This is a genomic window from Streptomyces sp. SID5910 (assembly GCF_009862125.1).
Classification (GTDB): Bacteria; Actinomycetota; Actinomycetes; order Streptomycetales; family Streptomycetaceae; genus Streptomyces.
Genome location: NZ_WWHX01000562.1, coordinates 1 through 11,521 on the forward strand (window position 1 = coordinate 1; position 11,521 = coordinate 11,521).

Below are 11,521 nucleotides of genomic sequence, written 5' to 3' on the forward strand. Positions count from 1 at the left end.
TCTCCCAGGGCAGCACGGTCTCCCCGCGCAGCCGGCCGGCGCGGAACCGGAGGTGGCTGACCAGGCCGGCGGGGGCGTCGACCGTCAGGGACGTCACGGTGCCCAGTCTCCGGTCCCCGTCCGCGCTCAGCACGGGCAGTCCCCGCACCTCGGTGAACAGCATCACGACAGCGAGCCCCGCCGGCTCCCGGGCACACCGCCGAGCAGCGCCGTGAGACCCGGCAGGCCGTCGGCCACGTGCCGCACGGCGTCCTCGGGAAGGACGAGCGCCCGACCGGCGACCGCCAGCGCCGGCCCCCGCGCCACGTACAGGCTGCGCCGGTGGCGTGCCGGGCCCGGCGCGAACCGCCGGTTCGCCGCCACCCGGAAGCCGACGACCCGCCCGCCGGTGCCGCCCTCCACCACGACGTCGAGCACGGTGCCCACCTCGGTGCCCGCGTCCGTCAGCACGCTCGCCCCCAGCAGCCGGGCGCGCAGTGTCTCCTGGTGCAGCATCAGCAGCGCGGTGCTCACGAGCCCCAGCCGGTCGCGGATCATCACCGCGTCATGGCCGAGCGCGTGCACCGCGGACCAGGGAAGACCCTCCTTCATCGGGCCGGACAGGCCCCGGCCGCTCAGCGTGAAACCCGTGATCCGCCCGGCCGATCCGTCGAAGACGGTGTCCTTGACGTGGGCGACGGCGTCCCCGCCCAGGGTGACCACCGGCCGCGTGGTGAGACTGCGCGCGCCCATCAATTCGTTCATCGCACACCCTTCCCGTAGCCTCCGGGTGCCCCGGGCGACTGTGACGATGCCCGCACTGCGGGAAGAGGTGGACTGCAATGCCGAACCCGGGGTACGAGGACTCGTGCAGAGGCGTCCGGCCTGTCCGGCTTCCGAGAGAGAAACGCATGACCGAATACCTGGACGGGGCAGTGATACCGACTGGCTTCGACGTACCCGTGGAGCCGCTGAGGCGGGCTGCCCACTACACCGGCGAGCCGGGATGCATCGCGGAGGCACGTCACCTCGCCTCGCTCTTCCTCGACCAGCTCAGGACCGAGTGGTGCGCCACGATCGGCCGGCGGGCCGACGGCGCGGTGCTCCTGGTGGTGAGCGAACTGGTCACCAACGCCGACCGGCACAGCCAGGGCCCGTACATCCTGGAGCTGGAGGGCACGGACGCCTCCGTGACGGTGACCGTCTACGACAGCAGCGGCGCCGTGCCCCGGCGTTTCCCCCGCGATCCCGAGCGCGTCGGCCGGCACGGACTCGAGATCGTCCACGCCCTCGCCGAGACGGTCGTCGTCGAGCGGGTGCCGGTCGGCAAGCGGGTCCGCGCGGTGGTCCTCCTCACCGAGGACTGACCGGGCCGCCGACGCACGGACGCACGGGCGACCGGAAACGCGGCACCCCGAGGTCGTGATCAACCCCGGGGCGGTGTCGTCGTCGCTGTCAGGCGCAGCCCAGCTCGCCCAGCATGCCCTCGCGCAGCCGGGTGATGATCCGCTTGATCAGGCGGGACACGTGCATCTGCGAGCAGCCGAGCTGTTCGCCGATCTCCGCCTGGGTGGCCTCCTCCACGAACCGCATGTGGATGATCTGCCGGTCGCGCTCGCTGAGCTCGGCCATCAGCGGGGCGAGCGAGTGGAAGTCCTCGACGAGCCGCAGCCCGTCCTCCTCGACCCCGATGAAGTCGGCCAGCACCGACTCGCCGTTCTCGGGGCCGTCCCCGGTCAGCGCGGCGTCCAGCGAGGAGGAGTTGTACCCGTTCGACGCGATCTGGCCCTCGACGACCTCCCGCTCGCTGATGTTCATCAGCGTGGCGAGCTCGGCGACGGTGGGCTCGCGGTCCAGCCGGCTGGACAGCTCCTCGCGGGCCTTGGCCAGCTCCACGCGCAGTTCCTGAAGCCGCCGCGGCACGTGCACCGCCCAGGTGGTGTCGCGGAAGAAGCGCTTGATCTCGCCGACGATGTACGGCAGCGCGAAGGAGGTGAACTCGACCTCGCGGGAGAGCTCGAACCGGTCGATGGCCTTGATCAGGCCGATCATGCCGGTCTGGACGATGTCCTCCATGTCGTCGCCACGGCCGCGGAACCGGCCGGCGGCGAACCGCACGAGAGACATGTTCATCTCGATGAGCGTGTTGCGCGCGTACTGGTACTCGTGCGTGCCCTCTTCGAGCTCCGTCAGGCGCTGGAAGAACTGGCGGGACAGCTGCCGTGCGTCACGCGGGGCCACGGTGCGCGGGTCCGCGACACCCGGCAGCGACGCGTCGTCCGTCCCGCTCTCGGTGGTCTTCCCGACGACCTGCGCTTCCGGCCGGATCACGGCGGTCTCCATTACCTCTCCCACTCCCACGAAAATCACGGTTCGGGCGTCTCCCCAGATTCTTACCGTTGGCGGGTACCCGGCTCACGCCGATGCATGCCACCCGGTTTCCCGGGTGGCGCGATGTCGGTGCCCGCGGTCTCGTCGCGGGGTGCCGCGTCCGTCTCCAGCGTATGCCGGTGAGCGGCGGGGGACACCCGGGCACGCCCGTCCGCGGCGGGTCGTCCTCCGGCGGATTCCCCTGTGGGCGGAACGCCGCCCCCTTCCCTCCGGCCGCCGGGCTCCTAGGCTGTGGACGTGACCAGCCACGTGCCGAACGAAGCCCGCGTCATCCCCCTGCGCCCGCCGGCCGCGCGCCGCGAGGACCGTCCCGCCGTCAGAGAGCCCCTGTGGCGCGATCTGGTCGGCGACGTCCTGCGGCGTGAGCGCCTGGAACAGGAGCGCACCCTGAAGGACGTCGCGGAGAGCGCCCGCATCTCGATGCCGTATCTGTCGGAGGTGGAGCGGGGCCGCAAGGAGGCCTCGTCGGAGGTCCTCGCGGCCGCCGCGGGTGCCCTCGGCATGGGCCTGGCCGACCTGCTGGCGCGGGCCCAGGGCGAGCTGGTCCGGGTCACCTCGCGGCACACCGGCGCCGGCCGTGGCCGCGGTGCCTCCGGCGCCCGGTACGACGGGATGTGCCTGGCCGCCTGACCGGGCGTTCCCGCACCGCGGCCCGGTGCCGCGCGGCGACGATCGTCATGGTCGCCGCGCGACACCGGGCCGGGGTCCGCACACCCTCACGAGGCGCCGGGGTCTCACACCCTCGCGAGGCGCCGGCTGAGCACCTCGTCGGCCAGCCCGTAGGCGACGGCCTCCTCGGCGGTGAACACCTTGTCGCGGTCCATGTCCGCGCGCAGCGTCGCCGGGTCGTGCCGCGTGTGCCGGGCCAGCACCTCCTCGACCTGGGAGCGGATCCGCACCATCTCCTTCGCCTGCAAAGCCAGGTCGGAGACCGTGCCCTGCCGTCCGCCGCTGGCCGGCTGCCCGAGCAGCACCCGCGAGTGCTCCAGCACGAACCGGCGCCCCTCGTCCCCGCCGGCCAGCAGCACGGCCGCCGTGGAGGCCGCCTGCCCGACGCAGAACGTCGAGATCGGCGCCTGGACGAAGGTCATCGTGTCGTAGATCGCCATCAGCGACGTGAACGAGCCGCCGGGGGAGTTGAGGTAGATCGCGATCTCGCTCTCCGGGGCCGACGACTCCAGATGCAGGAGCTGCGCGATGACGACGTTGGCGACGCCGTCGTCGATCTCGGTGCCCAGGAAGATGATCCGCTCCGACAGCAGCCGGCTGAACACGTCGTAGGACCGCTCGCCCTGCGGGGTGCGCTCGACGACGTTCGGAATCGTGTAGCTGCCCATCACTGCAACCCCATCCTGCGTCGCGAGGCGGCCGGGCGGACGTCGTCGAGGGACTCCACGACCCGGTCGACCATGCCGTACGCCCTGGCCTCCTCGGCCGTGAACCAGCGGTCCCGGTCGCCGTCCCGGGAGATCGTCTCCGGGCTCTGGCCGGTGTGCTCGGCGGTGATCCGCTCGATGGTCCGCTTGGTGAACTCCAGGTTGTCCGCCTGGATCTCGATGTCGGCGGTGGTGCCGCCGATGCCCGCCGACGGCTGGTGCATCATGACCCGCGCGTTCGGCAGGGCGTAGCGCTTGCCCGCCGCGCCGACGCTGAGCAGGAACTGCCCCATGCTGGCGGCGAACCCCATGGCGAGCGTCGAGACGTCGTTGGGGATCAGCCGCATCGTGTCGTAGATGGCGAGCCCCGCGTGCACGGAGCCGCCGGGGCTGTTGATGTACAGGCTGATGTCGGTGCGCGAGTCCTCCGCCGAGAGGATCAGCAACTGGGCGCAGACCCGGTTGGCGGAGACCTCGTCGACCTGCGTGCCCAGCAGCACGATGCGCTGCGCGAGCAGTTGCGCGGCCAGATGGTCGTCGAACCGGGTGGGCGGGGTGTCGCCCTCCTCCGCGCGGGGCTGCGTGAGGGTGAGTGGAGACATCGGCGCTCCTTGTCGAGTCGTCGAGGACGTCGGACGCGGCCGGGACGCCGCGGTTCCCCCACTCTCGGCCGGGACCCGGCCCCCACGGGGATTTCTCTGCCCGCGGCAGATTCGCCATGAGCAGAGCGTTCACCCGGCCCGTGCGCGGCCCCGGGGGGAACATCCCTCGCCGCGACCGATGAGTTCCGCGGCCGGCGCCGGTCGACAGTGGTGACCGCGCTCCACCACCCCGGGAGGAACCCATGATCACCGACGGATTCACCACGTGTCTCTGGTTCGACGGCCAGGCGCAGGAGGCCGCCGACTTCTACGTCTCGGTCTTCGAGAACTCCGCCACGGGCCCCGTCACCCGCTACCCCGAGGGCGCGAACCAGCCCGAGGGCGGCGCGCTGACCGTCGAGTTCACGGCCAACGGCCAGCGGTTCGTCGCGCTCAACGGCGGCCCCGAGTTCACGTTCAACGAGGCGATCTCCTTCCAGGTCATGTGCGAGGACCAGAAGGAGATCGACCACTACTGGGACAGGCTCGTCGAGGGCGGCGGGGAGCACGGCCCCTGCGGCTGGCTCAAGGACCGGTTCGGGGTGTCCTGGCAGGTCGTGCCGGTCCGCATCGAGGAGATGTTCCGCGACGAGGACCGGGCCAGGGCCGAGCGCGCCTTCAAGGCGATGATGTCGATGGGCAAGCTCGACATCGCCGAGCTGGAGAAGGCGTACGCGGGACAGTGAGCGGCCCGCCGCCCCCACCACGGCGGCGCGGCACTCGGCGCGCGGGGCGGGACCCGGATGACTAGCGTGAGGAAACGGGCCCCTGCGCCCCGCACCAACGGAAACATCGAGAGAATCCAGCAACGCGGAGGCGGCAGTCATGGCCGTGCAACCTGAGGGAGCCCCTTGTTGGGCCGACGCGATGTTCAGCGACGTCGAGGGGGCCAAGCGCTTCTACGGCGACGTCCTCGGCTGGACCTTCGGCGAGTCGTCGTCGGAGTACGGCAACTACACCCAGTGCTACGCGGACGGCAAGGCGGTCGCCGCGGTCGTGCCGCCGCCGCCCGGCCAGGAGGACCAGTCCCAGTGGTGCCTCTACCTCGCCTCCCCGGACGCCGCCGCGACCGCCGGCCGGATCCGCGAGGCCGGCGGGGAGCTGCTGCTTGAGCCGATGCGGGTCGGCGACTTCGGCACCATGTGCCTGGCCCGTGACCCGAGCGGCGTCGTGTTCGGCGTGTGGCAGGGCGGCACCCACGAGGGGTTCGAGACGATGGCCGAACCCGGCGCGTACTGCTGGGCCGAGGTCTTCACCCGCGAACCCGACAAGTCCGACGCGTTCTTCCCCGCCGTCTTCTCCTACGGGGCGAAGCAGATGGAGGACGAGCACGTGGACTTCCGCCTCTTCGACCTGGGCGACCGCCCGGTCCTGGGCCGGATGCGGATGACGGAGGACTTCCCGCCCGAGGTGGCGCCGTACATCAACGTCTACTTCACCGTCGCCGACTGCGACGACGCCGTGGCCCGCGCGACCGAGCTGGGCGGCGTCCTGCGCTTCGGCCCCGTGGACACCCCGTTCGGCCGCTTCGCGGCGCTCAGCGACCCGCAGGGCGCGAGCTTCTCCGTGATCGACATCACGAAGACGGAGGGGGAGACGCCGAACCTGGAGCCCGTCACCTGAGGGCCGTCCCGGCACCCGGCCGGACCATGGCATGATCGGGGCCATGCGTGAACGTGTGGTGGCCGCGTGCGACGGGGCTTCGAAGGGAAACCCGGGCCCGGCCGGCTGGGCCTGGGTGGTGGCCGACGCGTCGGAGGTCCCGGCCCGCTGGGAGGCGGGGCCGCTCGGCCGCGCCACGAACAACGTCGCCGAACTCACCGCGCTGGAGCGCCTGCTGGCGTCGACGGAGCCGGACGTGCCGCTGGAGGTCCGCATGGACTCCCAGTACGCGATGAAGGCCGTCACCACCTGGCTGCCCGGCTGGAAGCGCAACGGCTGGAAGACCGCCGCCGGCAAGCCGGTCGCCAACCAGGAGCTGGTCGTACGCATCGACGAGCTGCTCGACGGCCGCTCGGTCGAGTTCCGCTACGTGCCCGCGCACCAGGTCGACGGCGACAGGCTCAACGACTTCGCCGACCGCGCCGCCAGCCAGGCGGCCACCGTCCAGGAGCCCGCGGGCAGCGGCCTCGGATCACCCGAGCCGCCGCCCGCGCCGGACGTCCCGGCGGCGAGGAAGGCACCGCGCCGCGGACCGGGCACGGCCCGCAAGGGCGGCGGCGCCTCCGCGCGCACCCTCAAGGCGAAGTTCCCCGGGCGCTGCGTGTGCGGCCGTGCCTACGCGGCCGGGGAGCCGATCGCCAAGAACGACCAGGGCTGGGGTCACCCGGAGTGCCGCACGGCGGCGGCCGGGTAACTCCCGCCGGACGCGGTCACGTGACCGCGCCGCGCCATGCGCCGGTCTCCCGGCCGCGCTCCTCGATGAACTGCTTGAACCGCTTCAGGTCGCCCTTGGTCTGCCGCTGCACGACCCCGAGCTTGTCACCGGCCTTCTCGGCGAGGCCTTCCGGCTGGAACTCCATCTGGAGCATCACCTTGGTGCGGTCGTCGTCCAGGCGGTGGAAGGTGACCGCACCGGCCTGCCGGGCCTCGCCGGACACCGTGGTCCACGCGACCCGCTCGTCCGGGATCTGCTCGGTGATCTTCGCGTCGAACTCCCGGTGGACGCCGTCCACGCTCGTCACCCAGTGCGTGAGGGTGTCACCGCGCTGCTCGATCCGCTCCACCCCGCTCATGAACTCGGGGAACGACTCGAACTGGGTCCACTGGTTGTAGGCGGTACGGACCGGCACGCCGACCTCGATGGACTCCTCGACCTGCGACACGCTGTCTCTCCTCCTTCTGTTCGTCGGACGGAGCCGCGCGGGTACCCGACGCCCGTCCGGCGAATCACCCCCCTGCCGCAGCGCCCGCGGACTGCCGGGCCGGTGCGGTCGCGGGGGCCGGGGATGACAGACTGGCCGCATGGACGAGCGCACTTTCCACAGGTCGGACCAGCACGCGTCGGTGATCGGCCTCGGCACCTGGCAACTGGGTGCCGACTGGGGGGACGTCGACGACAAGGAGGCCCTCGCGGTACTGGAGGCGGCCGCCGAGTCGGGCGTGACCTTCTTCGACACCGCCGACGTCTACGGCGACGGCCGCAGCGAGGAGACCATCGCGACGTTCCTGCGCGGCAGGCCGGACCTGCACGTGATGGTCGCCACGAAGATGGGCCGGCGCGTCGAGCAGATCCCGCAGAACTACGTCCTCGACAACTTCCGGGAGTGGAACGACCGTTCCCGGCGCAACCTCGGCGTCGACGTCCTCGACCTGGTGCAGCTGCACTGCCCGCCGACCCCGGTCTACTCGTCCGACGAGGTGTTCGACGCCCTGGACACCCTCGTCGAGGAGGAGCGCGTCAAGGCGTACGGCGTCAGCGTCGAGACCTGCGAGGAGGCGCTGACCGCGATCGCCCGGCCGAACGTGGCCAGCGTGCAGATCATCCTCAACCCGTTCCGCATGAAGCCCCTGCGCGAGGTCCTGCCGGCGGCCCGCGAGGCCGGCGTCGGCATCATCGCCCGGGTGCCGCTCGCGTCGGGCCTGCTGTCCGGCAAGTACACGAAGGACACGGTCTTCGCGGCCAACGACCACCGGAACTTCAACCGGCACGGCGAGGCGTTCGACCAGGGCGAGACCTTCTCCGGCGTCGACTTCGCGACCGGGGTGGAGGCCGCCGCCGAGTTCGCCGCCCTCGCCCCCGAGGGATGCACCCCGGCCCAGCTTGCGCTGCGCTGGATCGTCCAGCAGCCCGGCGTGACCACCGTGATCCCCGGCGCCCGTTCGCCCGAGCAGGCCCGCGCCAACACGGACGCCGCTCGGCTGCCCGAGCTGACCGAGGGCACGCTCTCGGCGGTCCGCGACCTCTACGACCGCCGGATCAAGGAGCAGGTCGAAGGCCGCTGGTAGCCCGGTCCGCCCCCCTGACGACAGCACCGGGCGGCGCTGCTGCCAGCGCCGCCCGGTGCACCGTTCACCGCACCGCTCACGGTTCCAGAAGCAGCTGCCGTTCCCGCTCCTGGTCGCCGGAGGCGGTGCCCTCGTCGCGCGCCGAGAAGGCGCCGGTCAGCGTCCGGCTCGCGGCCTCCACGGCCTGCGGGGTGCCCTGCACCGTGACCGTCACCGGCGCCGACAGCCCGGCACCCGCCTCCGGCGGCGCAGGGTCGGCGTGCGGGGAGGGCGGGGAGCTGAACGTCGCGGTGCGGACCGTCGCCCGCTCGTCGGCCGGCAGGTCGTCGGGCGCCCCGAAGGCACCCTCCAGGGCACGGACGACCGCCCGCGCGTCGTCGATGCCGCCACCACTGAGTGTCACGGTGAGCTGAGTGTCGGACATCCTTCGCCATCCTCCTGAGCCTCGGTGTGCGTCCCGCCCGTGTAACCGTCCGCCGACCGCCCAAACCGGACGCCGCCACCCACCCGGCGTCTGACCGCCGGGAACCCGGGAACAGGGAAGAGGACCCAGGCGGCGGCAGCGGGAGGAACAGTGGCGGACACGGACGCGGACACGGCGGGAAGCCCGGACCGGCGCCGGGGGCGCGACGAGACCGAGGAGGAGCGCGCCGACCGGATGTGGACGGAGCTGATCCAGGAGGTCCGCGTCGCGCAGATGGGCGTGCAGATCCTCTTCGGCTTCCTGCTCACCGTCGTGTTCACCCCGAAGTACGACGACCTGTCGGACGTCAACCAGACGATCTACCTGGTCACGGTCGTCCTCGGGGCCGTGACGACCGGCGCGCTGATCGGTCCGGTCTCCCTGCACCGCCTCGTCTCCGGACGGCGCGTGAAACCCCAGGCGGTGCGGTGGGCCTCCCGGCTGACCCTGCTCGGCCTGGTGCTGCTGCTCGCCACCACGACGTCCTCGCTCCTGCTGATCCTGCGCGTGGCGACCCATGACGGCTTCGTGCCCTACCTGGTCACCGGCGTGGTGCTGTGGTACCTGCTGTGCTGGTTCGGGATTCCCCTGTGGACCCGGCACCGCCACACCTCGCGCTGACCGGTGCGCCGGCGGCTGTTCAGCCGTCGGCCATGAGCTCCGCCAGGAAGTCGTCGACGTGCACCTCTTCCTCGCCGGGCCGCACCACGCCGTGGGTCTCGCGCAGGAACGCGGCCACCGCCGCCGCCCACACGAAGACCACCGCGCGATGACGCTCACCGTCGGGCCGGTGGTCGCCGAGGAACTCCATGCGCAGCTCCTCCCACATGCCCCGCGACTCGGGCCGCAGCCGCACGTCGCCCATCCCGACCGAGCGGGTGAGGCCGTCGCCCACCATCTCCCGGTCCAGCGTCCAGCGGGCCAGCACACGGCCGTCATGGCTGAACACCACGGTGAGCGCGAACGGGTCCGCCGGGTCGTAGCTCAGATGGGCGAGCACCGGGAAACGGTCGGCGTCACCCGTCTGGAGCTGCACCACCAGGGTCTTGTGCACGAGGGAGTTCACGGCAGGGGCCTCCGGGAGAACGGACGTAGGGCCCTCTAGTACCCCGATCGTCCACAAGATGCTCCGGCAACCGGGTGAATCCCTCCCGGGCCCCTCCTCCGTCAGGAGCCCAGGGCGTCGCGCAGGGCCGGCAGCAGGGTCTTCTCCGACCAGTCCAGGAACGCCGGTTGGGAGTCGCCGCCGATCTGCACCAGGGCGATCTCGGTGAACCCGGCCTCCGCGTACGGGCGGACGGCCTCGACGAAGGCGTCGGGGTCGTCGCCGCAGGGGATCGACTCCGCGACGTCCTCGGGCGTGACGAACTGGGTCGCCGCGTCGAACGAGTCCGGGTGCGGCAGCTCGGAGTTGACCTTCCAGCCGCTGCCGAACCAGCGGAACTGCGAGTGGGCGCGCTCGATCGCCGCGTCCCGGTCCGTGTCGTAGCAGACCGGGAGCTGGCCGACGCGCGGCTTGCCCCGGCCGCCGTGCCGGTCGAAGGCCTCCACCAGGTCCGCCTTGGGCTCGGTGGCGATCATGATGTCGGCGAGTTCGCCCGCCAGCTTGCAGGAGCGCTCCCCGGAGACGGCGATGCCGATGGGCGGCGGGCTGTCCGGCAGATCCCACAGCTTGGCCGACTCGACGTCGAAGTGCGTGCCGCGGTGGTTGACGTGACCGCCCTCGAAGAGCGCCGTGATGATCTCCACGGCCTCCTGGAACATCTCGTGGCGCACGTCGACGGTCGGCCAGCCACCGCCCACCACGTGCTCGTTGAGGTTCTCGCCCGAGCCCAGCCCCAGCCGGAACCGGCCCTCGGACAGCAGGGCGAGCGTCGCCGCCTTCTGCGCCACGACCGCCGGGTGATAGCGGAACGTCGGGCACGTCACGTACGTCATCAGCGGGATGCGGGACGTCGCCTGCGCCGCGGCGCCCAGCACGCTCCACGCGTACGGCGCGTGGCCCTGCGAGCGCAGCCACGGGAAGTAGTGGTCCGAGGTCACCGAGAAGTCGAAGCCGACCTGCTCGGCCCGCACCACGTGGTCGACGAGCTCACGGGGACCGGCCTGCTCGGTCATCATCGTGTATCCGATTTGCACCATACGACGCGAGTCCCCGTCCCTGCCGAGCGAAAACGGACGCTCCCGGGAGCCGTGTCCTCCCCGGTCAGCCCGCACCCTCCCGGAACGTCGTGAGGAAGGCGGTGAGCGCCCGCTCGTTGGCGGCGTCGTCCCAGTCGGCGGCCGGTGTCGTCCAGCGCAGCGAGAAGCTGCTCCCGCCGCCCAGCAGGAACCCGCGCCCGAACGTGCGCACCCGGACGCCGTCGTCCTCGGCGAACCACTCCATGTCGGCCGCCTCGCGCCCCCGGTACGTCGTCGGGCGGATCCCGCCGACCCTCCCGTACCCGGCCGACCGCTTCAGACCGGGCTCGACCTGGTCGCGCCAGACCGCCACCGGGTCGGTCCCCGCCCGCTCGCCGTGGGTGACCGCGAGGATGCGCGGATCGCCCGGCGCGCCGAAGACGACCCGGTACGCCCCGCCCGGCACCCGCGAGGTGTCCAGCCGCCGCCAGGCCTCGGGCAGGGCCACGGAGAAGCCCTCCGGCGCCGCATACCGGCGGAATCCCGCGGGGACGGCGGCGCCCGGTGCCGACGGGGACGGGGTCGCGCTCGGCGCGGGAGCG

Annotated in this window: 17 protein-coding genes; 7 read left to right on the forward strand and 10 right to left on the reverse strand. The window is 72.2% G+C overall.

What is annotated here, in order from left to right:
- Positions 1 to 163 (reverse strand): PRC-barrel domain-containing protein (locus GTW67_RS19860; RefSeq protein WP_202437451.1); only part of this gene is annotated, 163 nt, incomplete at its 3' end.
- Positions 163 to 744: a PRC-barrel domain-containing protein gene (locus tag GTW67_RS19865; protein WP_161166166.1), complete on the reverse strand. Its 582-nt coding sequence runs from the start codon at positions 742 to 744 to the stop codon at positions 163 to 165. The genes GTW67_RS19860 and GTW67_RS19865, both read right to left, overlap by 1 nt.
- A gap of 146 nt (positions 745 to 890) precedes the next feature.
- Between GTW67_RS19865 and GTW67_RS19870 the strand changes: the two genes are divergently transcribed.
- Entirely contained in the window at positions 891 to 1,346 is a 456-nt protein-coding gene (locus GTW67_RS19870) for an ATP-binding protein (RefSeq protein ID WP_161166167.1), read from the forward strand.
- Positions 1,347 to 1,434: 88 nt separating this feature from the next.
- Here the strand turns inward: GTW67_RS19870 and GTW67_RS19875 are convergent, their stop codons facing one another.
- Positions 1,435 to 2,322 carry an RNA polymerase sigma factor SigF gene (locus GTW67_RS19875; protein WP_161166168.1) on the reverse strand — a complete coding sequence of 296 codons (888 nt, stop codon included), beginning with the start codon at positions 2,320 to 2,322 and terminating at the stop codon, positions 1,435 to 1,437.
- A gap of 285 nt (positions 2,323 to 2,607) precedes the next feature.
- Between GTW67_RS19875 and GTW67_RS19880 the strand changes: the two genes are divergently transcribed.
- A complete protein-coding gene (locus GTW67_RS19880; protein ID WP_161166169.1) occupies positions 2,608 to 3,000 on the forward strand; it encodes a helix-turn-helix domain-containing protein in 393 nt (130 codons plus the stop codon).
- Between the two features lie 104 nt (positions 3,001 to 3,104).
- Here the strand turns inward: GTW67_RS19880 and GTW67_RS19885 are convergent, their stop codons facing one another.
- Positions 3,105 to 3,707, reverse strand: coding sequence for a ClpP family protease (locus GTW67_RS19885; RefSeq protein ID WP_161166170.1), 603 nt, complete (start codon positions 3,705 to 3,707; stop codon positions 3,105 to 3,107).
- Complete coding sequence (locus tag GTW67_RS19890) at positions 3,707 to 4,348, reverse strand: ATP-dependent Clp protease proteolytic subunit (RefSeq protein ID WP_161166171.1); 642 nt, start codon at positions 4,346 to 4,348, stop codon at positions 3,707 to 3,709. The genes GTW67_RS19885 and GTW67_RS19890 overlap by 1 nt, the downstream gene beginning before the upstream one ends.
- A 242-nt stretch (positions 4,349 to 4,590) precedes the next feature.
- Here GTW67_RS19890 and GTW67_RS19895 point away from each other — a divergent pair, with 242 nt between their 5' ends.
- The 3 genes from GTW67_RS19895 to GTW67_RS19905 all read left to right on the forward strand — a co-directional run bounded on the left by GTW67_RS19895 (position 4,591) and on the right by GTW67_RS19905 (position 6,743).
- Positions 4,591 to 5,073: a VOC family protein gene (locus GTW67_RS19895; RefSeq protein WP_161166172.1), complete on the forward strand. Its 483-nt coding sequence runs from the start codon at positions 4,591 to 4,593 to the stop codon at positions 5,071 to 5,073.
- 139 nt (positions 5,074 to 5,212) lie between these two features.
- Positions 5,213 to 6,010 carry a VOC family protein gene (locus GTW67_RS19900; protein ID WP_161166173.1) on the forward strand — a complete coding sequence of 266 codons (798 nt, stop codon included), beginning with the start codon at positions 5,213 to 5,215 and terminating at the stop codon, positions 6,008 to 6,010.
- A 31-nt stretch (positions 6,011 to 6,041) separates the two neighbouring features.
- Positions 6,042 to 6,743, forward strand: a complete 702-nt coding sequence (locus GTW67_RS19905; protein WP_161166174.1) for a ribonuclease H family protein — start codon at positions 6,042 to 6,044, stop codon at positions 6,741 to 6,743.
- Positions 6,744 to 6,759: 16 nt separating this feature from the next.
- Here the strand turns inward: GTW67_RS19905 and GTW67_RS19910 are convergent, their stop codons facing one another.
- Positions 6,760 to 7,212, reverse strand: a complete 453-nt coding sequence (locus GTW67_RS19910; protein ID WP_161166175.1) for an SRPBCC family protein — start codon at positions 7,210 to 7,212, stop codon at positions 6,760 to 6,762.
- Between the two features lie 139 nt (positions 7,213 to 7,351).
- On the opposite strand from GTW67_RS19910, the gene GTW67_RS19915 reads away from it, so the two are divergent.
- Positions 7,352 to 8,335: an aldo/keto reductase gene (locus GTW67_RS19915; RefSeq protein ID WP_161166176.1), complete on the forward strand. Its 984-nt coding sequence runs from the start codon at positions 7,352 to 7,354 to the stop codon at positions 8,333 to 8,335.
- 76 nt (positions 8,336 to 8,411) lie between these two features.
- On the opposite strand, the gene GTW67_RS19920 is transcribed toward GTW67_RS19915, so the two are convergent.
- Positions 8,412 to 8,759: a hypothetical protein gene (locus GTW67_RS19920; RefSeq protein WP_161166177.1), complete on the reverse strand. Its 348-nt coding sequence runs from the start codon at positions 8,757 to 8,759 to the stop codon at positions 8,412 to 8,414.
- A gap of 234 nt (positions 8,760 to 8,993) precedes the next feature.
- Between GTW67_RS19920 and GTW67_RS19925 the strand changes: the two genes are divergently transcribed.
- Positions 8,994 to 9,419, forward strand: a complete 426-nt coding sequence (locus GTW67_RS19925; protein WP_202437455.1) for a DUF6328 family protein — start codon at positions 8,994 to 8,996, stop codon at positions 9,417 to 9,419.
- A 19-nt stretch (positions 9,420 to 9,438) separates the two neighbouring features.
- Here GTW67_RS19925 and GTW67_RS19930 read toward each other — a convergent pair whose 3' ends face one another.
- The 3 genes from GTW67_RS19930 to GTW67_RS19940 all read right to left on the reverse strand — a co-directional run.
- Positions 9,439 to 9,864 (reverse strand): SsgA family sporulation/cell division regulator, encoded by a 426-nt coding sequence (locus GTW67_RS19930; RefSeq protein ID WP_161166179.1) that lies wholly within the window; start codon positions 9,862 to 9,864, stop codon positions 9,439 to 9,441.
- A 101-nt stretch (positions 9,865 to 9,965) separates the two neighbouring features.
- Complete coding sequence (locus GTW67_RS19935; protein WP_161166180.1) at positions 9,966 to 10,940, reverse strand: LLM class F420-dependent oxidoreductase; 975 nt, start codon at positions 10,938 to 10,940, stop codon at positions 9,966 to 9,968.
- A 64-nt stretch (positions 10,941 to 11,004) separates the two neighbouring features.
- Positions 11,005 to 11,521 (reverse strand): serine/threonine kinase C-terminal domain-containing protein (locus GTW67_RS19940; protein ID WP_524539797.1); only part of this gene is annotated, 517 nt, incomplete at its 5' end.